The sequence below is a fragment of the Chryseobacterium manosquense genome, assembly GCF_014623485.1.
In the GTDB taxonomy this organism is placed as follows: domain Bacteria; phylum Bacteroidota; class Bacteroidia; order Flavobacteriales; family Weeksellaceae; genus Kaistella; species Kaistella haifensis.
In genome coordinates, this window is the sequence record NZ_CP060203.1 from 1487596 (window position 1) to 1514152 (window position 26557).

Genomic DNA, 26557 nt, shown 5'->3' on the forward strand with positions numbered 1-26557 from the left:
ATGAAATCCACTACCATAATTTCCCGAGTTGAGAATGGCAAATTAATGAACAATAGAAAGAAAATGCAAGATGCTATTTCATTGCACGAAGGAAAGGAAGTTGAAATCATAATCAAACGAAAGTACAAGCGCAGAAGCATTCAAGAAAACTCTTATTACTGGGGTGTAGTAGTAAACTACTGGCAACAACTGATAAAGGAAGAATGGCAGGAAATATTAACCCCAAATGAGGTTCACGAGATTTTAAAACTTCACTGCAATTTCAAAGCTCAAATCATCGAAGCAACAGGCGAAGAAATAAAAGTGCCACAAAGCACAGCAGACCTTAAAACAATTGAATTTGAGGACTATCTCGAAAGATGTAGAAGAAAGGCACTCGAATTTTTTAATGCGGTAATTCCGCTTCCAAACGAACAATTAACAATTAATTTATAAAAAATGATCAACGCAATTTTTTTAGGTAACCTAACAGCAGATGCCAAAGTAAGAGATACCAAAGGAGACTACAAAGCAATCTCCTTCTCACTCGGAATCAACGAGAAAAGACAAAACGGAAACGATGCTTCAACTTTCATCAACTGCACCTACTGGAGTAAATCCAACAAAATTGCTCAATACCTCACTAAAGGCAAAAAAATCTTAGTCGTGGCAGATTGGTTCGATGTAACCGAGAAAGACGGAAAAACATACACCAATTTCCGTGTAAGGGATATAAAATTCGCAGACAGCGCAAAGAAATCAGACGAACCAACGCCAAAAGCAAACGAACCAACGCCAAAAGCAAACGATTTGCTCGATAATGATGACAATGACGGATTACCATTTTAATGAACACAACGATTAAACAGAAATTAGGCATATGTACTGACTGCAACGATGGTAAACAAAAGCCACTCACCGCCAAAAGATACCTATTTCATTATCAAAAATTCAGAGCCGAGCAGAACGCTTGGAAGAAAGAAAAGAGAGCCGAAATGAACGGATTTCTGAACGAAAAGAAGAAGCCGAAACCAATCCCAAAGATGAGCAAGAAAAGACAGCAGGAAATCAGGGAATACACAATAAAAAGGCTTCAATTTTTGGCACAACCCGAAAATCTGAAATGTCCTATCACCGGAGAAAGAGCAACAGAAATCCACCATATGCGTGGGAGAATCGGAAGCCTACTGCTTGACACAAGATACTGGCTTGCAGTTTCACGAAACGGACACAGAAGAATAGAGGAAAACCCTGAATGGGCAAAAGAAAACAACTACTCACTAAACAGAATTTAAACCATGCAGAAAGTAGGCAACCAAAATCACTGGTTCGGAGATTATTATTTAGGCGGAGATACTTCCGGAAAATTCATTCTCTACAACCAAAAACAAGTGATAATCCTAAAGGCAAAAACCTACAAAGAAGCATTAAAAGAAGCAGAAAAACATGACAGAAGATAAAACAGGATTCCGATTCTATTTAGACAAAGACTTGGAATATCTATTCAAAGAAGATCAACAATATCTTAATGACTACTCTGCGATGCGAAGTGCTAAAAGGCGGTTGAGGATGTATGCCAATCTTTTTAATAGAGATATGCGAAAAATATTAATAACAGAATCTTCATCATGCACCAAATGTAAAAGCGTTGATAAACTTCAATTAGACCATATAATTTCAATTTCCAAAGGTGGGAAAAACGAAATTTCAAACCTTCAAATACTTTGTTGTAAATGTAACAACAATAAATCAAACAATGATTAAGTATGGCGGAGAAAGGGTTTATAAAATTAGGGCGTGGATTTTTTGACAATCCATTCTGGAAAGAAAATAGAGAATACAGCAAAGCCGAAGCATGGATCGATTTAATTCAATCCGCAAGATTTGAATCTACTCCAGAAAAAGTTTTTACAAAAATGAATTTTATTACCATAAATCGTGGAGAATTGAGGGCTTCACAGCGTTTTTTAGCCCAACGTTGGGGCTGGTCAGTAGGAAAAGTAAACAGGTTCATAAATGTGTTAGAAATGGAACGCATGGTGGAACGCAGAGTGGAACACCAAGAAACCATCGTTAAGCTCTGTAATTATGGGCTTTACAACACAGACGAAAAAAAGAAAATGAACACCCATAGACACACGCATAGTGTGTTAAACGAAACACCAACGGAACAGCAACAGATACAAACTAAAGAAAGAAAAGAAAGAGAAGAAGGAAAAGAATATATAACGCCTTCGGCTAAAGAAAAATCTTTCAAGGTTTTATCGGAAGTAGAATTTCAAAACTCATTAATCCCTTTCGTTGATGAATTCGGTAAAAAAACAGTAAGAGAATTTTTTAACTACTGGAGCGAAAAATCAGCAACCGGACAAATGAGATTCCAAATGAATAAAACTTGGGATTCTAAAAAAAGATTAACCACTTGGAAAAACAACGAACCAAAATTCGGAACGGATAAACCTCAAAATTTAAAAACTACTCCGGCGGGACCGTGGAACTCTTAAAAACTAAATTATGGCATTCTTAGACCTTTCAATAGCACAAAAGAAAATGCGAGTGCTTCGTGAAAACGGAGAACTAAGTCCGGTAAAATTTGGTTTTCACACTTGGAATCAATACGACAAAGGGCAGTATTTAATGGGAAGCCGTAAAGTGACAATGCTTATTGGTGGCGAACCAAATCACGGAAAATCGCAATTCGCAAATGAATTGGTAATGCAATTAATCGAAAAACACAGGTTTAAAGTAGCATTATTCACCACGGAATCAGGCGATGTAGAAAAAGTATTCACGCAGTTTTGCGGATATTATCAAGGCAAACCGTACACAAAAGTACGACCAGACGGAAAACGAAACTTCTATGCAATGGATGATGCAGAAGCTGACGAAGCAGAATATTTCATGTTGCAACACTTATTTGTTTTCAAGCAAAATCGTAAGGATAGCAAATACCAAACTTTGGAAAATATCTACAACGAATTAGCAAAGGCAGAAGATTTCTACAATATCAAATTCGATTGCTTGGTGATAGATCCGGTTTATGATGTCGATGATTTCGAGCCGAAAGCCGATGAAGTTTTGCGAGTTCTTAACAGATTCAATCTGGAAGCCGAAGAAAACAACCGATTCGATATTATGGTAAACCACGTTGCCGAAACCGCTAAAACAGTTGACCGAAATGGAAACCGAAAAAAACTTTTAGCATTAGCAGATGAATTTTACGGCGGAAAAAACAACAACCGAAAAGCAATGCTTCAAGTTTTAGTTCACAGACCAATTCCAAATGATGATCCGGAAGCCGGAGAAATCGTAAAAGAAAATCAAACGAATATCCATATTCTGAAAGTTAAGCCGGAAGGAATAGCGAAATGGGGAACATACCCGATTTACTACGATTGGAAAAGCCGAAGATATTACGAAATGTTCGATGAAGAAGGTCAATTCAAGATGCAGTTTGCAAGCTGCACCAAATTCTTTGACCGAAAACCCGCAGAAGAATTAAACATTAAAACCATAACCGCTTCACCAGAAGAAGCATTTAACATTACAGACGATGAAAACGATTTCCCCTACTAAAGAAGCAAAACAGAACTTCACTAATTGGCTGAACAACTGGGACGCTTCCATAAGTACCCAAGATGACCGAGAAACCATCGAAATAACCCGAGAAAAGTATAAATGGTGTATTGGTACCATCCACAAGATTTTAAGCGACACAGACGCTTCTATGATGAAAAAATACAATGACGATGAAAGCAAGGTAAAAGCAATGTTTAAAAATCAATCAAAACCATTTTACAAAGATTTAAAAAAAGTAGCGGACTTCCTCACCTGCGAAATGGTAAGAATTGACAACCTCTACGAGCTGAAAAACAGAAAATCCTACGACAATATCAAACTGCGCACACAATTATCAAAAAATAACAAAAAATAAGTCTATGAAACTCCAAACCTCCCACTCCACCTTCGCAAAGTATGAGCAGGTGATGATCGTAACCCTCGAAAAGGGTGAATTAAAATCGGTAGCATTCCGATATGATAATGTGAACGGAAAAATTAAAGCAAAGAAAGATGAAATACAAAGTAAAAAGCGGTAATCTAAGTGAAACCGTAGAAGCAGTATCAAATCATGCAGCTGCAATAGTTGCACTAAATAATCACATGATAAAAAACGGTGGTAGTTTAGGAGTAATAATAGAAATCAAACCAAAAGGCGGTGAAGCAGTTTATCGCAGCACGGTTGCACTATTGGAAGAAATGGGAATAATGTCACATGAATCAGAAAATTAAAGTGATATGACCCCCAAACAATCCTTCATCAGCAACTATTCACGAAATAGGCGAGAGAAGAAGTCGGTAAGGAATGAATTTGACAACCTATCCGATTTTTATGAGTACATGAATATTCCGAAAAAAGTAAAAGTAAATACCCTTAAAAAAAATGACAGCAATAAATTATTTAATGACAGAAACAGCGAAAAAATCGCTTCAAAAAGAATTAAGGTATCAGAATAAAATACTACAAAGGAAAGCGACACAATTAAAGGTAACACCCGAAAATCAAGCTTTTATATGGAACCATCTCGGACAGGCATTGTTCTCTATTGATTACGCTTCTTTTCATATCAAGGCACTCAACAGATTGAATGCTTTCCCCGATACCGATTCTCTTATGGAATTTGCGAATAAAACGGAAACTAAGTTTAATATTTTCCTACAAAACCTTAACGAAGAAGGAAAATCCCGCTACCGAAAAGAGCGGACCGAATATGAAGAGTTTGCACGGCAATTTTCAACATTTAATGATGATGAGCGCAAACGAATTTACGGAATGGCTAACAGAATTGAAAAAGATAAATTTAGAGTAAAATGATTGACCAAGAAAATTTTAAACGTAATAATGGTAAATAAAGTGCGTTCGGCTTTTTCGTGTCCGCCTTATGAATTGTCACGGGATGAGTTTAATTATTTTCAAGAGTTGCACCATCCAGATTGCGCAAGCCAAAGCAAGGCAATAAAAGGAAGCCAAAGCAAGATGATACAACATTCTAAAATTTCGGAATGGCTTTCATTCGGTGTTCACAAATGGTTATTTGAAAAGGCTTTGAACGGAGACAAAGAAGCATTATTTAAAATCGAACATTCATACAATCTATATGATGAAGTTATTTTAAAAGCTAAAGAACAAAATTTGTTATGATAATGATTTTAGCGAATAGCAGTAAAATAAAGCGTTGGCAAAAAACTTTTTTGTATAACGTTCCCTCGCTTTGTGTCAGTGGCGGATTAAAAAAGACTGACTTTCCGATTAATTACTAAACATACAAAAATGCAAGAAACATTAAATTTAGACCAAACCCCGCCATTGCACAAAACGAGTGTTAGTGGCAGTACTTCCGATAAAGATTGGACTGGAAATAAAAACAGTATTTTCAAAACATTAGGAGCATCAAGTCATACAGAAAAAGAACGTGAAGAAAATGATTTTTACGCAACCGATCCAAAAGCTATTGAACTACTTTGTGAATTAGAAAAGTTTAATGAATGGATTTGGGAAAATGCTTGTGGCGAAGGTCATTTGTCAAAAGAACTACAAAAACAAGGTTATCAAGTTTATAGTAGTGATTTAATTGATAGAGGTTATGGACATAGTGGAATTGATTTTTTACAATACGATAAAGCTTGGCACGGAGATATTATTACAAATCCTCCTTATAAATTTGCAAAAGAGTTTATTGAAAAATCTCTTGAAATTTTACAAGAAGGAAATAAATGTGCAATGTTTTTAAAAATTCAATTTCTTGAAGGAAAAGCAAGAAAAAAACTTTTTACTAAATATCCTCCAAAGAAAATTTATGTAAGTAGTAGCCGATTGTTATGTGCTAAAAATGCTGATTTCGATGGAATGAAAGCTGGTGGCGGTTCTGCTGTTGCTTATGCTTGGTTTATTTGGGAAAAAGGATTTCAAGGTCAAACAACAATCGAGTGGTTTAATTGATACGTCATAGTATTGCCACTAACACAAAAATAGACGCAATGCGTAATTTGACTATAAAATATTGAACAATTTAAAATACAAAGCATGGTAGACCAAGAAAAACACAGACAAGCGGGATTGAAAGCACTCGCACTCGCAAAGAAAGCGGAGAAAATCCGTAAGAAGAAAGGAATAAAACCAATTTACGTTGGCAGAGGAGTAACCGGAGAAGATTTGAGCGGTAAAAAATACGTCATCAAAGCAGGGAGAAAATCAAACGTGAACCATAGCGAGGTAATGAAGATGCTAAAAGAAGGCTTCTCGCAAACGGAGACGGCTCAAAAATTCGGTATAACCAAACAATCGGTATCTTATATCCAAAGGAAACTAAAAACGGCTTAAAATGGAAAGAGTGATTTATAGCAAAAGCGGAGGATGCGGATTAATCCTCGATGAAAATGAACGTGAAGAAGATTTCATCTTACCAATGGGCGTTCAATTACACGGAAATGAATTAAATCCGGGCGATTACACCACACTCGATGGAATGTTTTCCGAAAAGTTAAGATTCGTTGGAATAATGACCGATTCTGAACATGTCGAAATGGTTTTTCATGCCGGAGACGATGCGGATTTGTTTGAAAGTAAAAAATATTACTACATCTTTTATTGGCTTACCGAGAACAGGATAGCCAATTCCTACGCACCGAGAACAGTTCGAGATTTCTTTTGGGTAGGACATTGGAAATAAAACCAGTACACAGCCGAAAACATTAACATAAAAAACATTAAAACAATGGCAGAACACGCACACAGCTTCACCGAAGCACACGAAATTGAAACAGATATTTCCAAAATGGAAACTACTAGTAGAAATCAAAACCTATTCAATTATCTTTCAAAAGAACACGGGGTAACTTTACTTGAAAGTGAAATAGACGATATTTTTAACGCAATTAAGCAGGATGGTTACTTCGTTTTCCCAAAAGCAGAGGAAGGAGATTTTCCTGATTTGAGTAATTGGGAAGGAGTGGAAATGGAAGGAAAATTTGGGGTTAATAACACTTTTGTAAAGTCAAATATATTGTTGAAACATGGAGATTATTTTTTAGATTGTGGTTTCAACATCACCGATTTCATCCGCCCCATCCAACCCGACCTCACCCCCGAAGAAATCGTGGAGAAACTTGGTAAGGATTATTTGTTGAACCTAATTAAAGAAAAAGAAAATGATAAGAAATAAAGTTGAAGTGGAGTTAATTCTGACTGATACAGGAAAAATAAGAATAAGTTGTGGAGGATGTAACTCTGCTGTTCCAGATACGGCATTTGGTCTTATGGCAAATTTAGAAGTTGAACTTCTCGCTTCATTAGGGTTATTGAATAAGATGAATATTAAAGAAGGAGATTTAATAACAAGTGGTGGAGTTAAAGGAGTGGTAGTAAAAGCTAATAAATATGATGAATTTATCACAGTTAAAACTGAAGATGACCAAAAAGAATATTCGATTAGTAGAAAGTATGTTGAATTAATTAAAGAAAAAGAAAACAAAAATAAATAGCAATGAAAAAAGAAGAAGTATTTATCGACCTTAGCAAGTGTTCGGAGGAGGAGATAATAAAAATATATCATGTATTAAATGATAAAAATGAAAATATTTATCACTCAGATAGAATGATTTTAAAGAAAGGTAAGTTTGAAAATAGATTTCCTTATTTAACATTAAATAGTGGCTACACACAATGGATGAGCACATTCGTTAATATTCACGGCAAAACCGAACTCACCTATCCCGAGTTTATCAAACTTTTTGAGGGTGGGGAATATGACTGGTGGATTAAAATTGAAAGTGAAGCGGATTTACCGAAAGAAGCAGGTGATTATTGGGTTTTTTGGGATAATAAAGTAATTATACAATATTGGTTTACAATAGGTGACTATGCTTTGAAAAACCAGACACAAGATTGGATGCAAGTTGTTACCCACTACCAACCCATCAGAAAGCCCTTACCGCCATTACATTAATTTTTGAAATTCTTTTCTTATCAGTTCTTCAACCATGTTAGCCATAGACCGATTTTCCTTTTCAGCAAGCTTTTTTAATTGCTCAAGTGCCTTTTCAGATAGTCGGAATGATGTTACTTTTTTACTCATAATATTTGCTTATTTAATTACAATGTATTACATTTGTATTACAATATAGTATAATTGAAATACAAAGATATGGAAAATTTAAAAAAAGAATTAGAAGAATTATTATCAAAACACATTGAAGATGCAAGATATGTAGACTTACTTGATGCTATTGATGAATTATTGACAGATTATAAAATTCTTAAGGAGAATGATTTTAACTCCATTAATGTAGAGAACGGAAATCATTACTTAGTGAAATTTAAATCTGGAAACTTTGGAGAAGTATGGTACAATGCTCACGGACAATGGATGTATCAATTTAGAAATGTAGAAGATTCAATTGATAAAATTTACACGCCTAAAACTAAATAAAATGTGTAAAAAACAGGAATACTTAAAATCGCTTAATCCAAAAAAATCAGAGAAACATATTTTACTTTTCGGTAAGACATATAAACTTTGGCGTGAAGGAAAGTATTTAGGCGAGGCTATTTGGACAAAAGACGATAATGTGGGGGATTCTTTTCAAACTCAATTTACAGACGAAAAAGGAAGAGTAATAAATCAAGTTTATATAGCCGATAAATGGATGTTAATAATTTAAAAATAAAACACAATGGAAACACCGAAAAATGAACCGTGGAATTTCTGCGAAACACCTGAAGAAAAATGCACAATGAATTATTGTGATGAAAATGGATGTCAAAATCGAAAAAGAAATTTAGTTGAACCTAAAAAATCAAAAGCAGCGACTTTCATTTTAGGTCAAATAGATAAAGCTATTGAAAAATCAACTTTAGAACAGCAAATCGAAAAGCTGGAAGCGGAGAAGAAAGAGCTTTTGGAAGCGTTGGAGAAAGCAACTGATTTATTAGAAGCAGGTTTCCCTGAAATATCAGCCGTTAAAGATTTTCAATCTCTAATCAAAAAACACAAATCATGAGTGATATACATCTAATTATTAAAAAGTTAGGAACAAAAATAGACTCGCTACAAGCGGAGAAGAAAGAGATACTCCATTTTTTGAAATATTTCAAGCAATGCGTAGAAGATGAAGATTTTATAATGGTAAATAATACCGATGAAGATGTTGCTGATAGTGTATTATCAAAAATAAATTCCCTAATCCAAAAACATAAGCAATGAAAACATACCATATAAAAGACCTGCTGAAGAAGGATTTGCTGATTGTTGAACTCCCAAGGGTTTGTGATTACGAATTAACAAAAGAAGGATTATTTGTCAAAGAACACGGAAGTCATTTATCAGATTATATCGAAGGCTCTTACACCTTACTCGGCAAACCAGATGAAATCCGAGAGGAAGATGCGAAAGAGTTGGTAGAGAATAAAGGAAAATACTATAAAAATTATTCACCAATTCAGGGTAGTGTGCAAGGAAATATTACTTTTACCGCCACTGAATCCCTACTCTCAGCGATAGAAAGCAAGATTTATTGGGAGAATCCGTATAAAGATTGGTTGTCACACGGAGAAGCGCACGACGATGATTTAGACCATTTGTGGCACGAAGCCGAATCAAGAACCTTTGACCGAAACAGAAGTATAATATTAGTTAAAAATTAGATTATGAAAACACTTCAAGAAATTAAAAATAATTACGCCCAAGAGCATGGTTGTAAGGATTGGCAGGATTTAATTATGAAAACATGGTCTGATGACGTTATGGAAAAATATTATGACGAAATCTGCATCCGTGCGCAGAAAGAATACGGAGAGAAGATAAAAGAAAGTGTAAGTATATTTATTGAAAGCGACTTAACTGTTGATGATATATTTATTGATGATTATGTTAATATTATTAGTAAAATCACCGACCCCGAAAATTTAATACTATGAACGAACTACCAAGCATAGGAGATATATTATTCCATAACCAAAAAGGTAGAATAGAAGTTTTAGGCATTCACCCACATTGCGGAGATTACGCTATAATTTATTCCGATGGGTGGGTTTATCTTAAAAATTGTACACTTAAAAATTTAATACTATGATAGAAAAAACTTTTGAGGAGCTATTTTACGATAGAATAGGAAATTTCGATACCGAACACCACGAACTAATTGAGAAATGGGAGTTTATAAAACTCCTCCAACAAGTCCGTGAAGCGACTAAATCGGAAGTTTTAACATTGTGCGACGATAATTTTTTCAGCAAAGAGCCAAAAGGAAAATTGATGGAAAATATCGAAAATTTACCAACCGACAGAATAAAAATTGATGAGAAAGAATAGAGAATTAATCAAAAGCAAGTATAATAATAGATGTGCCTATTGTGGATGTGAATTACAGAAAGGTTGGCACGTTGACCATATTGAACCCGCATATCATAATTGGAGCGATGATGACGTTAAAAAGCACCTTAAAAAGCCACGTGGTCTAAATGAAATAGAAAATTACAATCCTGCTTGCCCTCGTTGCAACAGATGGAAAGGAACATGGAGCATAGAACAATTTAGACATGAAATATTTATGCAAACCGAAAGATTAAAAAGAGATAGCGCATCATATCGTTTATTGTTAGATTTTAAACGCATTGATGAGGAATATAGACCAGTAGAATTTTACTTTGAAACATTTGAAAAAGATAGAATTAAAATTGAAGAATGAATGGATTGCCCACACTGTAAAAAACCAAGCATTTGCGGTTGTAAATCATGCAAAAATAGAAATGGTAAATATTCAAGATTAAGAAAAGATTCTTTTGTTGAAAATGGAGAAATTTATAAATGCCCATATTGCCGAAAGAAATCACACCCCGACGAAGTTTTAGATTTTGAATGGCAATTAAGAAATGATAAAATTAAAACCGATAAATAAAGAATTATGACAATGAAAGAATTAGAAAAATTAATAGAAGATAATGACCTTTTAGTACGGATACAGTATAACAAAAGAACTATTTATGAATTAAGAAATTCTGATGACGTTAAAAAACATAGCATTACTTCAAAACAATTTGATAACTTAAAAGAAAGATTAAATTTTAATCATTTAAAATCAGAAGGTTTAGGAGTTAGAAAACATTATTATAAACGATAACCACAGCCACTTCTTCGGAGGTGGTTTTTTGTAAAGAAAATCCCCCGTTGTAACGAAGGACTCCAGATAATGTACATCTCATTTTTAAATTAAACATAAGTGGTCAAATTTGACCACTTTAAAAATTTCGATTATTTAAAATACAAATCCGCTTCGATATTTCTTCGGGTGATTAAACCTTTCAGCGGTCTACCTCCTGCGTTTACCCATTTTTTAAACTCGTTGCGAATGGTTGGATCATTCGGATTTTTGTTTACCTTTTTCAAAAGCGTTGAGCCACGAAGCGCATTTACTCCCAAGTTGTAGGCAAAAGAAACCAGCGCATCAAATTGGTTTTGGTTGATGTCGTCTCGGGTGAAACTATCAACTGCCTTTTCGTAGGGGCGAAGCATCACCTCCAAAAGAGTAGTTGCGTACTTTTCTGTAATTGGCGCATCGGTGAGCTTCACTCGATTTCCATTTGGATAGTACGTTGCTCCATAACCGATAGTTGCGATTCCTACTGCATCTCGGTATGGATTACCTCTGAATCCCTCGAATTTCTTTATCAAGTCGATTCCGTTCTGTGATGTGTGTGTTATTTTCATCGTTTTCTATTTAATTGTTTTCTATTTAATTGTTCCATAATTCCACCGCCAAAATTTTTCCAAAGAAACCAAAGCAATACAAGTAACAATACTGCGAAGCCAATAATAAGATACACCGGGAATTGAAATCCTTTCGCTTTCACTTCTTTTTTTACCACTGTTGTTTTTACCTCCGATTTTTCTTTGCGGTTTTCTGTTATGGTGGAATCAATATTTTTAAGTGTTTCGCTTCCGAAAAGATCTTTGATGAAGGATTTTGCTTCTTGTTTTTTCTTTTTGTAGTCGAAAATTACAATGCCATTTCCTTTGATTTGCAGATTCAAAGTGTCTCCATCCGCAATATGGTTTACCTCCAATGAATCGTTTTTCTTAGGGTCAAACTCTACGTGCAGATTGGTTTCGGTTTCCTTTTTTTCTTCTTTTTTTTCAGCGACTTTCACGGAATCTTTTTTATTGACTTCCGAAACGTGTTTTTCTACTTGCATAATTTTTTCTACTTGTGCGCCAACCAAAGTTTTTTCTATGTTGGTTTTCCTGCTTCGGCAACCTGCCAAAGTGAAAAGTGCTACGATTATTAATATTTTATTTTTCATCACATTGGGAGCAAGGAAACCCATTCGCCTTTAGGCAAGGGGAGGAATTGCCCCATATTTCCTCTTTGGTTAATTTTTTGATTAATATATTTTCTTATATCAGAAAAAGGTCGTATCTTTACGATATGAAATTGACGTTGAAAATCAAACTTCTTCCGACTGCTGAACAGGCTGAATTGCTTCTCGAAACTATTCGTGAAACCAATACGGTCTGCAACGCTATTTCGGATGTCGCTTGGTCTAAACGTATCTTTAATAATTTCAAACTCCATCACGAAGTCTACCACGTCTATAAGTCTACGTTTAAACTTTCTTCTCAAATGCTGGTTCGCTCTGTTGCAAAGGTTGCGGATGCTTATAAGTTGGATAAGAAAACTAAACGTATTTTTAGACCTCTCGGCTCTATTGCTTACGATAGTCGTATTATGACCTACAAAACCGACAATATCGTTTCCTTGTGGTGTATTGGTGGTAGACAGAAAATTAACTTTGTTTGTCATAATCCTGCTTATTTGCCATACATTAAAGGCGAAGCGGATTTGGTTTACAAAAAAGGTAAGTTCTATCTTTTTCAAACTGTTGATGTACACGAAAATGATGTTGAGGATGTAGAAGAGTTTATCGGGGTGGATTTCGGTCTTACTGATATTGTCGTTACTTCTGATGGGGTTAAACATTCTGCCGACTGGATTAATTCCTATCGGGAACAAAAACAAAAGGTTCGCAGTTCTATTCAAAGCAAAGGCACACGAAGTTCTAAAAGACTTCTGAAACGGCTCTCTGGCAAGGAAAGAACAACGGCTACTATAATCAATCACTCTATCTCGAAAAGCATTGTAAGTTCTGCTAAAGAACAGGGTAAAGGTATTTCCATTGAGGATTTGACCAATATCCGTTTTACTTCCAAAAGGAGAAACAAAAAGTTTAGAACAAAACTTGGTCGTTGGTCTTTTGGTCAGTTGCGTTCTTTTCTTACCTACAAGGCTACTCTGAATGGTGTTAAATTGGTTGCTGTAGAACCACGATATACTTCCCAAACTTGCTCTTCTTGTTTCCATATCGGAGAAAGGAAAAACAAGGTTTTTAAGTGTACCAACAACAAATGCGAAGTTGATGTTGTGGATGCGGACGAAAACGCTTCCAAAAACATTTCTTTGCTGGGGATTTCTGTAAACAATCCCGAAAGATGCGATATGTATAGTTGTTCTGTGCATTATTGATGTCTAAAGCCCCGATGCCTTTAGGCTCGTGGGTAGTTTACCTTTTCCCATTCCAATTATGTAACATTTATCTCCTATTATTTTAGCCATCTTCCAGTATTGCCTATCTCCGTAGATGGTAGGCTCTGTAAACTCGTGAAATATCCCTTTTTGGGAACACGCTTTGTCATTATTTGCCAAGTATATTTTTACAAAATCTTTATGAAAACTTTCATCCAAAGCCTTTCCATCAAAGTCATTATGTAATTGCTTATAAATTGGATTGCTGTAAACCATTTTATGATTGTCGTATTCTAAAATCCAAATTTCTCGACTGAGCATATCTGCAATAGCTTTGAAAGTTTCCAAAAACATTTCCGCTTCGTGGAGCTTATCAATCTTCATTTCCCGATGCTTAAACGAAAATGCAAGCATTACTTGCGTTGCAATCTGAACCAGATAAAACAAAATAGAGTACCAGTCTGTTTTGAATTGTACAGCATTAAAAAGTGTAGTATTGAGTGCGGAGAATCCAAGACACACCACCGGAAGGAGAAACCTATGTGCGGTTGTAAGATATGTCCACTTTCGAAAGAATGAATACAAAAATATAGTTATCCAACCTGCCACGATAAACAGTTGGATAAAGGTATGCAAATCACTGCTCATTGTTATCTATATTTTCAGGTTCAACATTTTGCGGAGCTTCTGCATCTCCAGCAATTACACTTTCAATCTTGCGTGCTAAGCCACGTTTTGCGGCATCGCCAAAATACTTTCCGCCATCACCAATTAAAGCTCGTACAAATTCTGGTGCAACGGCACATGCAAACATCACGATTCCGTAGAACCAATGATTACGTTCAAAGTCTTCATCCGCAATCATGGAAGCTCGAACTGTTCCAGATAAATAAACTATGGCTACACAAGCCACAATAGAGTAAGCCACACGTTTAGGGGTTACTTTTTCTTTTGATTTATTATCTGCTTTTTCCACCAAAAGCATTAATGCTGTACCCAAAGCCCCTGCGATATAGAAAAACACGTCCGAAAATACAGCTTCGTAACTATCCTTCACTTGTACGGCAGAAAGAGAAATAAAAGCACTGTAAAGCATCGCCACAATGTACTTGGAGCTGGTGAATAGTATGTTCATTTTATTTTCGTAGGGCATTTTTAGGTTAATAATTTATTTTATTTTCGGTTGCCAATCCCCCTTTGTGAGATCCACTTCGTTCATTTTAATTTGTTTGATTGTTATTTTTTAGTAAAATCCTGCATTCATTTAGTTTGTTAAAAAATTACCTTTTAGTTTTGGTAGAGTTCCGTTTATTAATTTTCCGCTGCATTTGTTTTGTTTAAATTTTCGGTGATTTCTTTACAAACGCTTAGAATTTCCGCATAAATCTCCAAATCTCCATCTTGGAAATTATTGTTTTGCACATCGAATTTCCCCGATTGTGTATAAAAAGCACCCGAAATAATTCCATTCCCAGTATAGGATGGCTCACCTAATAAACCTCTATTAACATTGAAATTTACCACTTGAGGTAATTCGCCTTGTTCGTGATTCCAACTGAAATTGGCTGTGTTTCCTTTGATTACTTTTTTCGCTTGCACTGTTACTTGAGTGCTGATGATTTCTAAATTTTCCATTGTTTTAAATTATATTAATTGTTAAAATTTACGTTGCATAAACTTGTGTGTGAATAGAGTTTACTTCGACAACTTTTCCTCCTTGAAGCTTATACATTCCGAAAATTGCCGATGCTTCATAAACTCCATAATCATCCCATCCGGAAGCGATCATTTCTGTATTCTGAAAGTAATACCATCCGTCTTGAGCGTTTTCGTTTCTGTTGTAATTATTAGCTTTATAACCTGCTAATGGTTTGTATTGCTCATTGTTTGGGTGTGTACCTGCTGAATACAGAAAAACATTTCCAAGCAAATCGTTAGACAGTTTCCACTGTCTGTTGTATCTACGGTCAGGGAGTGCGTTTGGTCCGTAATCAATCATGGTATGAGTTAGCATTCCTACAAGGGTATTTTTAATGCTTTCCTCATTGTAAGTAGTGCCAAAGTATCTTGATTTCTGAGGTGAAAAGCTTTCTGGTATATAGGAAACGTTTACAAGTCCTCTATTTGGGGACATTTCATAAGTTTTAAAACCACTTTCATGATAGCCATTTATCACTATCTCCCCATCCTTAACGCCTATTTCTAACCCTAACTTTCCGTTAGGGTGGTGAAATCTATGTAAGCCATTGTCTGAAACACTCCATGCGGAAGTGTCTTTTCCTGCGTAATTACTTCCTGCATAAAATCGCACTGAATCCCTGCCCCTATCCGTAACTCCGGTAATCCCTGCATTTGCTCCGTTTACATCACCAACCTGCAAAGTCCCAGTTGCAACCACATTTCCATCAACTGTGGTCTGCATGAAGCTTGTAACTGATGCTGCTGCTGCTGCCGTTGTTTGGGCGTTTTGCGCTTGTGCAAGTGCTGTGGCTGCGTTTTGGTTGGCTTGTGTTACTGCTGCATCCACATCTTCAGGAGCAGGTGTCCAATCTGTAGCTTTATTCCCTATCTCGAGTTTTACGTTTTTAACAGAATCAGCACCGTAAATATGTGGGTAAAGCTCGCGACCTCCATAATCATTCTTGACAAACGTGAAAGTTACGTTTTTTCTCCTCCATCCAGTTCCTGAAGTATCATAATTTAATACTATGCTATTATTTAAAAAAATATTTCCACTTGGATTCCCTATCATATCAAAAGATAAAGTGTATTTCTCACCGACTTTTAAAGGTTCTTTAGTTGATATGGGAATAACAACACCAAATTCACCTTTCGAGTTTAGCATTAAATTCCGTCCCCCAACTTGAATGTTATCAATCTGCTTTATTGAAATAGCCTTTAAAGCCGCTTCTAATGCTGCTGATAATGCTGATAAAGCGTTTCGGTAATATGTGAAGTAAGAGTTAACACTATTTAATTCATCAGGTGTAATTGCCCTATCCCCCCCTGTATAACCATTAATGAGATAGAGTAGATCAGCATGACTGGTATTGTAATTATTCCAAGCCGTTTGCAAAGGTGTTTTATCTGTTAAATTAACATCGTTGTAGGCTTGTAAATATTTCTGATTTACATCCGCTTTTTCATTGTTTAAAGTTTGTGCAATATTCTTTAACGCTTTTGCTTCGGCGATATTGATAACACCATCACTTGCAAAATCCGTGAAATTGTCTTGCAGGTTTGTAAGCTTATTATCTACATCGGTAATTTCAGCTTTTACTAAAACAAATTGAGCATCAATGTCCTCAGGTGCTGGCGTATAATCTGTGCCTTTGTTACCGAGTTCTAGTTTTATATATTTCAGATAGAAATTATTAATCCCAGCTTGACCATTATAAAAAATGATAGCATCATTTACTAAACTTGCTATGATTACAACGCTTGTTTTAATATATTCAGAACCACTTGTAGGAAGTTCAACAAGTTTTGAAGTCCCATTATTGAATCCTAATTGAACTAACGTACTTTCTTGATATGTTGCTTTAGTCCAAATTGATAAAACATATTCTTTTCCAACTTGCAGTCCACTTATACCACAGTAAACTCCATGTCCATATGCACTTGTAGCAAAGTGTAAACCACTTACAGTAGGATTAATAACTCCTCCATTAATACTGAAAATTCCGTAAGCATTTTCAACTTTAGTAAAGTCGGATTTTATAATTAAATTCCTACCCCCGATCTGAATTGCGTTCACGGTTGCGGTTTCGATTGCTTTAATCGCTTCTTGAAAACGAGTTGTCAAAACTCCCAACGCAAGTCTATAAGAGCTAAATTTTGAATCAACATCCGCTTTCTCCGCTGGCGTTGTTGCACCATCAGAAATCGCTGTATTAATCGAATTTATTAGATTGGTATGCGATGAAACGTAATTATTGTAATCGGTTGCTAAGTTGGTTTTTGGCGTTCCGCTTAAATAAGAGTCATTATATATCTGATTGTATTTGTTGTCAATATCTGATTTTTCCGTATTAATTTGGTTTATGTACTTCTCAATTGCCACCGCTTCGGCTTGATTGATTATTCCATCTGAAAACGCTCCATCAACATAACCCTCTAAATTATTAACTTGCTCCGTAACATCTGCGATTTCTTGATTAACAGAATTTTGCAGATTCTCCATTTCATTAAAAACGGCAGATAAATCATTATTAACGGAATCTGTAATTGCTTTTAGCAAATTTACTTTTGCCGTGTAATAACTTGTAAAGCGACTTCGCAAGGTAACGCCATCAACATCGGAAGTATTATTTAAGTTTACAATTAATGGATTTACATAAGTCACCAAATTATTGTAGGCATTATCATAAGACGTTTTTTCAGCAGTAATAGGGTAAGGCGTTGCTTGTGCGGTAACTTGTGGTTTTTCCGCTACAATTATATCATACTCTTGCTTTAATTGTTGTTTTTCAGAAGGCGTGATTTTGTTGTCGTTCGCAATATCAGAAACCAAATTATTAACCGTTGTCGCATAAGTTTGAACCGCTGTAATTTGTTCGTTTACATCTTCTGGGGCAGGTGTCCAATCTGTGGCTTTTGTTCCTTTTTCGAGTTTTACGTTTTTAACCGAATCAGCACCGTAAATATGTGGGTAAAGCTCATGGCTTAAATAATCATTCTTGACAAACGTGAAAGTTACGTTTTTTCTCCTCCATCCAGTTCCAGACGTATCGTAAGTTAATGATATACTATTGTTTAAGAAAATACTTCCGTTTACATTCCCTATCACATCAAAAGATAAAGTGTATTTATCACCGATTTTTAAAGGTTCAGTAGTTGTAATTGGTACAGCAAATCCAAATTCCCCTTTAGAATGTAACATTAAATTTCTTCCACCAATAACAATAGCATCATTCATCTGTTGAAACGCTGGTGAATCATTAGTAAAGGTTATTTTTCCCTTAATTTCGCCCGTGTTAAGGTTGAAGTACGTTTGCCCGTCCAGGCTGGAAATTATACCGGTTCGGATCAGTCCGCCATTTATTGTAGTAGTTCCAATCGTAATAGATAAAACACGAACACCCTCTGTAACGGTATGCAAAATCCCTAATAGGAAATAATAATCGTTTACATCTTCGTCAAACTTAATTTGCGCTTGTGTAAAATAAATAGTTCCGCTTGTGCCGTTTTTAGAACACTTTGCGTAAACGTACCTTGAATTATTATCGGGAATAGTCTGTACTGAACCAGCAATCATCCAAGTTTTATTAAATGTTTGTGAAAATAACGCACCCGCTTTTGTTTCAACTTGATTTGGATTTCCTGCATTATTCACTAAAAAAACAACAGAACAGCTTAACTGCTGGCTCTGCGCTCCAACAGTAAGCATATTTGTTTGAATAGAAAACGGCTTAATATTTTCCGCATCGAAATAACCATCGGTGTCGAATACCAAATTTCGGAGTTCCTCTGTTGTTTTATACCCTAATTTTGAAAGGTTTATATCACCTAAATTGGTAACGGAAATTACATTTTTAACCTCCGTAATATCCAGCACCATTTGGCTGGCAAAACTTATCTCATAAGAATCTGCAAGTGTGATTTTGTAATTGTAAGGAGTAGGCGTGTTACTTGTAATAAAATTCCTTGTAATCGCTTGAACCCTTATCACCTTATCAATGCCTAAATTCGCATCTTTCACCCTTACATAATCTCCTATACTGATAGGAGTGGAAAGATTTTTGATATAGTCCGGGTCAACTTCTAAATCATAGCTCACTTTTACCGTTTTAAGCAAAGCGAATTGCTCATTAGCTTTGGTTAATAGCTCCGCTTCTGCATTGGTAATATAAGTTTGAGGCATTACAATATCCAACAAAACGTATTCATCACCAACTCCAATTTGGAACGCTTCCGCAACTTCATCGGGAAATTTCTGTCCAGTCTGATTTGTGAATGGAATTATCTCAAATTCTTTGGTAGTGTGATTGTAACCGCCTTTTTTTATCTCAAATTCATATCCTGCTAAATTGCCAGTATTAAAATGTACTTTCGCAGAAGTCCCAGCAATAAGATACTTTGTTGAACCATCGGCTTCCTTTTCATTCAAATCGAAATCCATTGATGAATCGTGAAACTTGAATTTTGATGAGCCAACAGCACTAACAACGCCGGTTCTTTTTGGATAAATATCCGGAAAGTCGATACTACCCTCAATCAATCCCATTTCTGCGATTAAATTAACATCTTCAATATAACCTGCATCCGAGAATTTTAATGCATCAGAAAACGCCCTGTAACCTGCTGGGATATTGTCTGTACCACCATTCACATAAAGGCGATTGACAATTCCGTTAGAATCTACATTTTTTCGGCTTAAATTGTAAAGCCCTTTGCCTTTGCCATACTCAAAATCAATCGGCAATGTAGAACCGAAAGCTCCAGTATGGATTTTGAATTTTCCACCCTCTGTTTTTACCCAAAAATCGGTTTTAAATTCTTGACAAATTTTCTGCAATGCACTTAAACAAGTATCATCGCCAAAAGTTATCATCTTGGTTTCTGTACTTGCGAAATTTCCAATTTCCCAATTGGCAGAAAATCGGTGCATATTATTTCTAATCGCTACCAAGAAAACTTCCAAATTTCCAATCAAAGGAAAATCCGTTGTGGTTTTAAAACCTTCTCCATCAGCGTTGAAAAATTTACATCGCAAAAGGTCATACATTAAGCCTTGCGCTTCGATTTCGTATGAATATTCTGTATTGCTGGTTTTTTTGAATGTCGGAAGTGTGTTTATTCTGTAAGTATTTCCGAAAACCTCAATGGTATCGTTAATTTTTACATCCAACTTGCTATTACTGCGAACGGAATATTTCACGGTATCATCAGTTAGCATACCTTGACCGAGTGAAGCAGAATCAATCGTCCTTTCACCTCTTTTGACCAAATTCAAATGCTCAATTCCATTTCTTTTTATAATTGTTCCCATAAAACATCAGCATTAGTAGTTAAGTTGGTGATTTCATCTACATTTCCTGCGATGATGATATATTTTTCATCTTCGGGAGCGGGCATATAGTCCATTGGCTTGTTGCCTTTAACTATCATTATATCTTTAATATCAACAACAGCGAATGAATCAGTAATCCATAGATACCAAATAGGATATGCACTATCAGTTGACATTACAGTCGTGTATCTTTTAAATTCAGTTGTAAGAGCGAATTCAGTTGCCCCAATTCCCCCATTGAATTCTGTATGTAAAGTCCTACCATTGCCCGAAATAACTTTAGCGTAAAAAGAAATTGCGAACTCCGTATTTAAAGGGAAAATCCCATCCTGTATAGGTTTCGGCGAGCCTTGAAGTAAAGACAAAGTTCTTGCTATACCGCCTTGAATAAAATAATTCCTCCCCTCAAATGCATATCCACTTACAAACCTATTCGCTAAGGTTTTATTTGAAAGTGAAACGTTTCCTTTTGCGGTTTCCTTTAATCCGTTGCCGTAGAATATTTCGGTTTCATTTGGTGAATTATAAGCGAGATTTAAACTTGTTCCCGTAAGATAAAGCACTTTTTTAATAGGGTTCGGCTCAATTAATTTCAGAGTGAAAACTCCTACCATTTTACCATCCTTAAAAGTCTTGTTTAAATTCACATCATCAATCATACAAACCTCGTATGGTAGTGGTTTCAATCCGAAAGGTTCAATCAATAATCTTTGAGTTCCAGCTTTTTGAAATTCAGATATAATAGCATCAAAATTTGACTTCATATCAATCCAATTAGCTCCAGTAACAAAACCTTTCAAAGAAATTTCTCTTTGTTCAAATTTCGGTGATGATAAATCAAGTGATGAGCCGTGATATTCCGCCCAATCATAAGTGTTTACTTTCTTTCTTTTGAGTGCATCAAACAAGCCGTCAGACGAAGAAATATAAACCCCGTAATCCTTAAAGTATTTGCCGTTTACGCTGTATTTTACTTCGCCCATGTCTTTTCTATAATTTCCACGTTTCCGCTTACTGTGAAGTTTGAATTTGTGCCGTACTGATATACTTTTACACTTGCGTTTTCCGCTTCAATTTCTATCGTGGCGGTATCCAACAGATTGACCACGATAAAAGCGTTTTCCTCTGCTACAATCTTAATCTTTGAATTGTGCCGGATAAATATCTCACACACCGCAAACGGCGCACAAATAACATCAGCAACAGAATTTCCAAAGAATGCTATGCTTTGATGCTTCACGGAATTTAAAAGACCAACAGACCCCACAAAATCGGTATGAAAACCGTAAGGTGCAGCGTTTGAAAAGTACTTCCTTAATAATGTGATATTTGGAAAATCATTCTCCATCGCCCAGTCAGACCCACGGAAATACATATCACAAAGCGGTTGTAAATGTGAGATTTTCAACATCTGCGCAAACCACTCTTTGCAAATGCCTTTTTTCTTCGCTTCGAGTGCTATTTCTTTTCCAATTTTCATTCTATAAAATTATTAATTATCAATGAGATATGCAATTTAATTAAAGTTAAACTTTAACATTTTTTTTATCCAAATCCTGCTAAATTTCGAGCCATTTTGCTGTTCATTTCTGAAATATCCTGTCTGATCTGAATTAAGTTCCGTGTGTTGAACTCAATCTGCACAAGTTGTTGAAGTGATGCGATAAATGTCTGCTGATTGGATTTGTGAATGTTGTTTGCTTCCACTTGGTAAATTCTGATAGCGTTTATCTGTGATTCCAACGCTCCGGCGGTTTTCTCGGTAATGCCTTTAATGTCGCCTTTCAATCCCTCTGCTGGGGAAGCTAAATCGCCAAATATTTGAGAATATGCTTCAATAAATTGCTGACCTTGAGCAGAAGCCGCTTGAACTTGCGCTCGTAAATCCGCAATTTCTTGTTCTGTAAGACCATCAAACGCTCCCGAACCATCAGCGTTGAATCCCATTGCCGTTTGCATATTAGCAATAACACCGCTCATCTGTACTTCAAGAATTTTATTTAGCTGATTTTTCAGCATATTCTTAACCAAGTCATCGAACGCCTTATTGATTGCTTCCACGCCATCCTCACCACGCGCAAACGCTTCCACTAAAGCATCACCCATCTGAGAAGCCATATCGGGAATATCGGTCTGCAAAACATCTTTGATAATTCCTTCTTGCAGTTCCGCAATGGATTGATTAATGGATTGAATTTGGGATTGATACTCGTTGATTTTGTTTTTGTCAGATTTCTTCTTTGAATTTTCAGCGTTCATCATTCCTTGAATCGCGGCTTTCTGTTGCTCAAGGTTTTTGATTAAATCCTGCTGACCGCTGTACTTCTGTGAACCGAACGCTCTTTCTGCTGCAAAGGCTAAATTATTATAAGCCATTTCCAATTCTTTAAGTTGGGCGGCTTGTTTTTTAATGCTTCGCTCTTTTTTCTTATCTCCATTGAGCCACCCAGAAACAGACTTAATTGCGCCACCAATCGCTTTGATAGTTCCAGCAACACCTTGTAGTATATTTCCACTCGCAAAACCCTCTATCGCTTTCGATGCACCTTCTCCAAATTGTTGAAGTCCAGAAATAGTTTGGTCTAAATTGCTTAAAATATCACCAAACGCAGAATCCATATTTCCACCTAATGATGTGAAAATGTCAGATACCCCGCTTATAATTTCTTTAGCGAAACCAAGTTGGTTTTGGAATTTTTCAATTTCTTCTTTTGCAATTTTTATCTTTTCGGCTGTTGATAAACTATCATCACCCAGCGCTTTAATTGCTTTTGAAAAGTTTGGAATGAAATTTCTACCCGAAATCGCTTGTTCGATTTTCTTGATGAACTCGCCAATTTTTATCTTTTCCTCAATTGTTTTTGCTTCGGAAAGTTTTTGCTGTAATATGATTTTAAATTTCTCTAATTGCTCTGTCGCAACCTCATTCATATCAATAAAAACCTTGCTCCATTCCTCTGAACCTTGCATTTGCTCGAAGAATAAATCAGTGAATTTTTTAGAATATGATTTATCTACCTTTTCCTTTTCTGCATCTGTTTTAGCCAGTGCGCGCATATCGTCATACTCCTCTTGTAATGCCAAAGATTTTTCTTCGTAGGTGCGTTGTTCCTCCAAAAGTTGTTTGAAAATATTTCTTTGTTCCGTTAATTTAGCATTTAGACGCGCATCAGCAGCCGCGTAAAAACCTTGTGAAGTTCCTTCGTCAGTTTGGGAATCCCGCAAATTAGTGAGGTATTCAATCTGCGCGGTAAGGCTTGGCAATTTCCGAAGCGCAACATCGATGCCGTCATTAAAATTGCTTAACGGGTCTTTCTGCCCGGTCAGGGAATTGATAATCTGTTGCAGTTTTTCGTATTGCCGAAGTTCCTCATCAGATAGACCTACGCCTGACGATAATTTACTTTCAAGTTCTAATCTTCTTTTGTCAATATCAGAATAGTAAGATCCTTTTAGTTCAGGGAACTGCTCATCTGCTATTTTCTGCCCATACTGCTGGGCAATCATATATTTTACTTTCCACTGCCTCTCGGTTTCGGCGAGTTCCTCATCGAAAGATAATCGTGTGATTTCTTTTTGGCGGGTCGCTTTTGCTTTTTCGAGTTTTTCAAGTTCGTCAAGTGCTTGATTAACAGATACCGTATTTCCGGTCTTTACGGTGTCGCCAAATTTGTTTTTAGTGAGTTCGTTTACCGTATCGCCGGATGCTTTTTGCAGGGCTTCATTCCAAAGCGCGATGCGTTGCTCCAAATCAGCAATTGAGTTGAGCGAATAAACTTCGGCAAGTTCTCGATCTCTTTTTTCCTTTGCTTTTTTTACATCTTCGGTTCCTGAGTTCAGCGTGTTTACTACTGAATCATCGGCAACCTTAATACCCTCTTGTATTAGTCGCTGTGTCTCGGCTTCATTTTCTCTAATCCGTTTATTTGTAGCGATTCTGTTTTCCAACATCGCTCTTTCCTTTCTTTCTTGAGCGGTCAAACCTTTGAAAACATCGCCAATCCCTTTTAAGTTGGAAAAACGCTCGCCAAAAGTAAGGTTGTTTGGGTTATCTCTGTCGATGTCTTTATTCCTCTTTTCTAATTCTATTTTTTCATCAATCAAAGCCCTCAATCTTACCTCTTTCTCCATCACCTGTAAATAAGCGTTTAATGCCTTTGCGTTTTGACCTAAACGAATACCTTCAACAGTTAATCCGCTAATTCTATTATTTGTAAGTTTATTGATTTCATTAAGCGCACCTTGTGCCACTTTATCCGTTGTGTTTTTGTCTTTGATGACTTTTAGGAGCGTATCAATTTTTGATTTTTGCTCATCAAGTGAAGTAGAATACTGCTGAACTTTTGCATTCAGTTTGTCTTGAATTTCCGCATACGCGCTCGTAGCTGTTATATTCTTGTAAATAACGTAAGTTAAACCAGCAATTAAGCCAATAACAAGAGCGATAGGATTCCCTAATAATGTAGCATTTAGAAATGCTTGTGCAGATGCTGCCGTTCGCGTTGCAAATGTCTGTATGTTTTGCATTACGGTTAGCCTCGTGGTGGATATTGCATTAGCGTTTTTTGCCGCTACTTGTGCTGCTTCCGCTGCTGTAGCTGCTGTTTTAGTTGCTACTCCGACTTTTTGCGCTGTATTCTCTAAAGATTGTTTTGCTGTGTTAAATTCCGTTGCTGCGCCTAACGCTCTTTTTCTTGCGATTGACGCACTTTCTTGAGTTGCAATAGCTGTGTTTTGCGCCTTTTCTACATTCTTTTGTGCTATCTGAATTTGACGCGCTGAACCTGTTGCCTGAATTGATGAAAGTTCAGCTCTTGCCAAAGCTAATTGCACTTGTGCCTCCTGTGCTTTAGCTGTTGCATTTATTCCTGATTGGATTGCGGATTGTTTTTTAATAGCTAAGATTGAAACCTCCGCTTGTAAAGCTGCATATTTAGCTTGCACCCCTGATAATTCAACTGCGGTTTCGCGAGCTGTTGCTTCGGCTTGTCTTTGCGTGACCATCGCTCTGCCCAACTTCATTTTTTCCGAAATACCCAATAGCTTTATTTCAGATGCAATAGTTGTATTTTGCATTTGATTTAATGCTGCGGTAGCTATAAGTGCTGCCCGATATGCTCCATAAGAAGCTACCATAACACCAATAATCTCTGCTACCGTTTCGTAATTATCAACTAAATAGGCGGTTGCTGCAATTCCATCCGTTAATATATTTTGATTCGATTCTCCTAATTTATTTAGCATTTGGTCGAATGAATCCCCTAAGTTGGCAATCTGACCAGAAAGCGATTTACTCTGCTTCTCCATCAAGTTGAAAAACATTCCTCCCTCATTGGTAAGCCCAAATAAAACATCTTGAACATCTTTGAAACCTATCTTTCCTGCTGTCACCATCTTGGAAATTTCGGCTGTACTTGTACCAAACTTTTTAGCAAGCTCAGCAACCATAGGAATACCTGCTTCGGTAAATTGTCGCAAATCATCACCCATTAATTTCCCCTTAGCCATTACCTGACCGTACACTAAATTAATACGTGATAGAGGAACACCCAGACCTGCTGCAATATTTCCCATTCTAGTAAGCGTATCAACAACTTCATTTGCTGGTACTTGAAAGGCTAATAATTGCTTTGCGCCTGCTGATACATCTTGCAAGGAAAACGGAGTTTTGGCGGCTAACTCAACCATTTGCCCCATTAATTCCTTAGCTTTATCGGTACTTTTAAGCATAGTACCAAAGGCAATTTCTGTCTTTTGAAACTCCCCCCTTACATTGATAATCTGATTGACAAATCCTCCTAATGCAGCACCTGAAAAATAAGTGGTTAATCCTAAACCTATATTTCGGAAGGAAGTATCCATCTGCTTTGTCTGCTGTTGGGTAGTATTGGTAAGACCGAGAATATCTCTGCGCATCTCATTTACGTTGTTGCGCCATTGTTGTAGGTCTATCCCTGCGCCAAAATATAAAGCTCCCTGATTCGTGTTCAT

General features: G+C 36.3%; 38 protein-coding genes. 28 read left to right on the forward strand and 10 right to left on the reverse strand.

Going from position 1 to position 26557, the window contains the following annotated elements; translation table 11 throughout:
- From H0S70_RS06975 to H0S70_RS07060, 18 genes are all read left to right on the forward strand, one after another.
- The gene (locus tag H0S70_RS06975; protein WP_188320275.1) at nucleotides 1–435 is read left to right on the forward strand and encodes a hypothetical protein; all 435 of its coding nucleotides are present in this window, start codon (nucleotides 1–3) and stop codon (nucleotides 433–435) included.
- 3 nt (nucleotides 436–438) lie between these two features.
- On the forward strand, nucleotides 439–828 hold the full coding sequence (locus tag H0S70_RS06980) for a single-stranded DNA-binding protein (RefSeq protein ID WP_188320276.1): 390 nt from the start codon (nucleotides 439–441) through the stop codon (nucleotides 826–828).
- Nucleotides 828–1274, forward strand: a complete 447-nt coding sequence (locus tag H0S70_RS06985) for a hypothetical protein (protein ID WP_188320277.1) — start codon at nucleotides 828–830, stop codon at nucleotides 1272–1274. Before H0S70_RS06980 ends, H0S70_RS06985 begins: the two co-directional genes overlap by 1 nt.
- Nucleotides 1275–1277: 3 nt before the next feature.
- The gene (locus H0S70_RS06990; protein WP_188320278.1) at nucleotides 1278–1439 is read left to right on the forward strand and encodes a hypothetical protein; all 162 of its coding nucleotides are present in this window, start codon (nucleotides 1278–1280) and stop codon (nucleotides 1437–1439) included.
- A gap of 136 nt (nucleotides 1440–1575) precedes the next feature.
- Nucleotides 1576–1743, forward strand: coding sequence for an HNH endonuclease (locus H0S70_RS14625; protein WP_394367324.1), 168 nt, complete (start codon nucleotides 1576–1578; stop codon nucleotides 1741–1743).
- Nucleotides 1744–1745: 2 nt separating this feature from the next.
- Entirely contained in the window at nucleotides 1746–2483 is a 738-nt protein-coding gene (locus tag H0S70_RS07000) for a hypothetical protein (RefSeq protein ID WP_188320279.1), read from the forward strand.
- 10 nt (nucleotides 2484–2493) lie between these two features.
- Nucleotides 2494–3555 carry a P-loop NTPase family protein gene (locus H0S70_RS07005; protein WP_188320280.1) on the forward strand — a complete coding sequence of 354 codons (1062 nt, stop codon included), beginning with the start codon at nucleotides 2494–2496 and terminating at the stop codon, nucleotides 3553–3555.
- A complete protein-coding gene (locus H0S70_RS07010) occupies nucleotides 3533–3913 on the forward strand; it encodes a hypothetical protein (protein WP_188320281.1) in 381 nt (126 codons plus the stop codon). The genes H0S70_RS07005 and H0S70_RS07010 overlap by 23 nt, the downstream gene beginning before the upstream one ends.
- Nucleotides 3914–3917: 4 nt before the next feature.
- Nucleotides 3918–4076, forward strand: a complete 159-nt coding sequence (locus H0S70_RS07015; RefSeq protein WP_188320282.1) for a hypothetical protein — start codon at nucleotides 3918–3920, stop codon at nucleotides 4074–4076.
- A complete protein-coding gene (locus H0S70_RS07020; RefSeq protein WP_188320283.1) occupies nucleotides 4051–4269 on the forward strand; it encodes a hypothetical protein in 219 nt (72 codons plus the stop codon). The genes H0S70_RS07015 and H0S70_RS07020 overlap by 26 nt, the downstream gene beginning before the upstream one ends.
- A 151-nt stretch (nucleotides 4270–4420) precedes the next feature.
- The gene (locus tag H0S70_RS07025; RefSeq protein WP_188320284.1) at nucleotides 4421–4852 is read left to right on the forward strand and encodes a hypothetical protein; all 432 of its coding nucleotides are present in this window, start codon (nucleotides 4421–4423) and stop codon (nucleotides 4850–4852) included.
- 27 nt (nucleotides 4853–4879) lie between these two features.
- Complete coding sequence (locus H0S70_RS07030) at nucleotides 4880–5179, forward strand: hypothetical protein (RefSeq protein WP_188320285.1); 300 nt, start codon at nucleotides 4880–4882, stop codon at nucleotides 5177–5179.
- Between the two features lie 129 nt (nucleotides 5180–5308).
- The gene (locus H0S70_RS07035; RefSeq protein ID WP_228453692.1) at nucleotides 5309–5977 is read left to right on the forward strand and encodes a hypothetical protein; all 669 of its coding nucleotides are present in this window, start codon (nucleotides 5309–5311) and stop codon (nucleotides 5975–5977) included.
- Nucleotides 5978–6061: 84 nt separating this feature from the next.
- Nucleotides 6062–6358 (forward strand): helix-turn-helix domain-containing protein, encoded by a 297-nt coding sequence (locus H0S70_RS07040; protein ID WP_188320286.1) that lies wholly within the window; start codon nucleotides 6062–6064, stop codon nucleotides 6356–6358.
- A 1-nt stretch (nucleotide 6359) separates the two neighbouring features.
- Nucleotides 6360–6707, forward strand: a complete 348-nt coding sequence (locus H0S70_RS07045; protein WP_188320287.1) for a hypothetical protein — start codon at nucleotides 6360–6362, stop codon at nucleotides 6705–6707.
- A 45-nt stretch (nucleotides 6708–6752) separates the two neighbouring features.
- Entirely contained in the window at nucleotides 6753–7199 is a 447-nt protein-coding gene (locus tag H0S70_RS07050; RefSeq protein ID WP_188320288.1) for a hypothetical protein, read from the forward strand.
- Complete coding sequence (locus tag H0S70_RS07055; RefSeq protein ID WP_188320289.1) at nucleotides 7186–7518, forward strand: hypothetical protein; 333 nt, start codon at nucleotides 7186–7188, stop codon at nucleotides 7516–7518. Before H0S70_RS07050 ends, H0S70_RS07055 begins: the two co-directional genes overlap by 14 nt.
- A 2-nt stretch (nucleotides 7519–7520) precedes the next feature.
- Nucleotides 7521–7982: a hypothetical protein gene (locus H0S70_RS07060; RefSeq protein ID WP_188320290.1), complete on the forward strand. Its 462-nt coding sequence runs from the start codon at nucleotides 7521–7523 to the stop codon at nucleotides 7980–7982.
- On the opposite strand, the gene H0S70_RS07065 is transcribed toward H0S70_RS07060, so the two are convergent.
- Nucleotides 7974–8111 carry a ribbon-helix-helix protein, CopG family gene (locus tag H0S70_RS07065; RefSeq protein WP_188320291.1) on the reverse strand — a complete coding sequence of 46 codons (138 nt, stop codon included), beginning with the start codon at nucleotides 8109–8111 and terminating at the stop codon, nucleotides 7974–7976. The two genes, H0S70_RS07060 and H0S70_RS07065, sit on opposite strands and share 9 nt — an antisense overlap.
- A gap of 69 nt (nucleotides 8112–8180) precedes the next feature.
- Between H0S70_RS07065 and H0S70_RS07070 the strand changes: the two genes are divergently transcribed.
- The 9 genes from H0S70_RS07070 (at nucleotide 8181) to H0S70_RS07110 (ending at nucleotide 11154) form a co-directional block, all read left to right on the forward strand.
- Nucleotides 8181–8465 carry a VCBS domain-containing protein gene (locus H0S70_RS07070; RefSeq protein ID WP_188320292.1) on the forward strand — a complete coding sequence of 95 codons (285 nt, stop codon included), beginning with the start codon at nucleotides 8181–8183 and terminating at the stop codon, nucleotides 8463–8465.
- A 1-nt stretch (nucleotide 8466) separates the two neighbouring features.
- Nucleotides 8467–8697, forward strand: a complete 231-nt coding sequence (locus tag H0S70_RS07075; RefSeq protein WP_188320293.1) for a hypothetical protein — start codon at nucleotides 8467–8469, stop codon at nucleotides 8695–8697.
- Nucleotides 8698–8769: 72 nt separating this feature from the next.
- Nucleotides 8770–9036 (forward strand): hypothetical protein, encoded by a 267-nt coding sequence (locus tag H0S70_RS07080; protein WP_188320294.1) that lies wholly within the window; start codon nucleotides 8770–8772, stop codon nucleotides 9034–9036.
- Complete coding sequence (locus tag H0S70_RS07085; RefSeq protein ID WP_188320295.1) at nucleotides 9033–9239, forward strand: hypothetical protein; 207 nt, start codon at nucleotides 9033–9035, stop codon at nucleotides 9237–9239. The genes H0S70_RS07080 and H0S70_RS07085 overlap by 4 nt, the downstream gene beginning before the upstream one ends.
- Complete coding sequence (locus tag H0S70_RS07090; protein WP_188320296.1) at nucleotides 9236–9679, forward strand: hypothetical protein; 444 nt, start codon at nucleotides 9236–9238, stop codon at nucleotides 9677–9679. Before H0S70_RS07085 ends, H0S70_RS07090 begins: the two co-directional genes overlap by 4 nt.
- A 3-nt stretch (nucleotides 9680–9682) precedes the next feature.
- The gene (locus H0S70_RS07095; RefSeq protein WP_188320297.1) at nucleotides 9683–9952 is read left to right on the forward strand and encodes a hypothetical protein; all 270 of its coding nucleotides are present in this window, start codon (nucleotides 9683–9685) and stop codon (nucleotides 9950–9952) included.
- Nucleotides 9953–10103: 151 nt separating this feature from the next.
- Nucleotides 10104–10346 carry a hypothetical protein gene (locus H0S70_RS07100; protein ID WP_188320298.1) on the forward strand — a complete coding sequence of 81 codons (243 nt, stop codon included), beginning with the start codon at nucleotides 10104–10106 and terminating at the stop codon, nucleotides 10344–10346.
- Nucleotides 10333–10722, forward strand: a complete 390-nt coding sequence (locus H0S70_RS07105) for an HNH endonuclease (RefSeq protein WP_188320299.1) — start codon at nucleotides 10333–10335, stop codon at nucleotides 10720–10722. Before H0S70_RS07100 ends, H0S70_RS07105 begins: the two co-directional genes overlap by 14 nt.
- 222 nt (nucleotides 10723–10944) lie before the next feature.
- Entirely contained in the window at nucleotides 10945–11154 is a 210-nt protein-coding gene (locus H0S70_RS07110; protein ID WP_188320300.1) for a hypothetical protein, read from the forward strand.
- Between the two features lie 131 nt (nucleotides 11155–11285).
- On the opposite strand, the gene H0S70_RS07115 is transcribed toward H0S70_RS07110, so the two are convergent.
- Both H0S70_RS07115 and H0S70_RS07120 read right to left on the reverse strand, forming a co-directional pair.
- Entirely contained in the window at nucleotides 11286–11741 is a 456-nt protein-coding gene (locus H0S70_RS07115; protein ID WP_188320301.1) for a lysozyme, read from the reverse strand.
- Nucleotides 11738–12334 (reverse strand): hypothetical protein, encoded by a 597-nt coding sequence (locus H0S70_RS07120; RefSeq protein ID WP_188320302.1) that lies wholly within the window; start codon nucleotides 12332–12334, stop codon nucleotides 11738–11740. The genes H0S70_RS07115 and H0S70_RS07120 overlap by 4 nt, the downstream gene beginning before the upstream one ends.
- Before the next feature lie 125 nt (nucleotides 12335–12459).
- Here H0S70_RS07120 and H0S70_RS07125 point away from each other — a divergent pair, with 125 nt between their 5' ends.
- Nucleotides 12460–13554, forward strand: coding sequence for an RNA-guided endonuclease InsQ/TnpB family protein (locus tag H0S70_RS07125; protein WP_188320303.1), 1095 nt, complete (start codon nucleotides 12460–12462; stop codon nucleotides 13552–13554).
- 3 nt (nucleotides 13555–13557) lie between these two features.
- On the opposite strand, the gene H0S70_RS07130 is transcribed toward H0S70_RS07125, so the two are convergent.
- From H0S70_RS07130 to H0S70_RS07160, 7 genes are all read right to left on the reverse strand, one after another.
- Nucleotides 13558–14202, reverse strand: a complete 645-nt coding sequence (locus tag H0S70_RS07130; RefSeq protein WP_188320304.1) for a hypothetical protein — start codon at nucleotides 14200–14202, stop codon at nucleotides 13558–13560.
- The gene (locus tag H0S70_RS07135; protein ID WP_188320305.1) at nucleotides 14192–14707 is read right to left on the reverse strand and encodes a hypothetical protein; all 516 of its coding nucleotides are present in this window, start codon (nucleotides 14705–14707) and stop codon (nucleotides 14192–14194) included. The genes H0S70_RS07130 and H0S70_RS07135 overlap by 11 nt, the downstream gene beginning before the upstream one ends.
- Nucleotides 14708–14865: 158 nt before the next feature.
- The gene (locus H0S70_RS07140) at nucleotides 14866–15189 is read right to left on the reverse strand and encodes a hypothetical protein (RefSeq protein ID WP_188320306.1); all 324 of its coding nucleotides are present in this window, start codon (nucleotides 15187–15189) and stop codon (nucleotides 14866–14868) included.
- A gap of 28 nt (nucleotides 15190–15217) precedes the next feature.
- A complete protein-coding gene (locus H0S70_RS07145; RefSeq protein ID WP_188320307.1) occupies nucleotides 15218–20545 on the reverse strand; it encodes a hypothetical protein in 5328 nt (1775 codons plus the stop codon).
- Entirely contained in the window at nucleotides 20530–21549 is a 1020-nt protein-coding gene (locus H0S70_RS07150; RefSeq protein WP_188320308.1) for a galactose-binding protein, read from the reverse strand. The genes H0S70_RS07145 and H0S70_RS07150 overlap by 16 nt, the downstream gene beginning before the upstream one ends.
- The gene (locus H0S70_RS07155; protein WP_188320309.1) at nucleotides 21537–22046 is read right to left on the reverse strand and encodes a hypothetical protein; all 510 of its coding nucleotides are present in this window, start codon (nucleotides 22044–22046) and stop codon (nucleotides 21537–21539) included. Before H0S70_RS07155 ends, H0S70_RS07150 begins: the two co-directional genes overlap by 13 nt.
- 65 nt (nucleotides 22047–22111) lie before the next feature.
- Nucleotides 22112–26557, reverse strand: a complete 4446-nt coding sequence (locus H0S70_RS07160) for a tape measure protein (protein ID WP_188320310.1) — start codon at nucleotides 26555–26557, stop codon at nucleotides 22112–22114.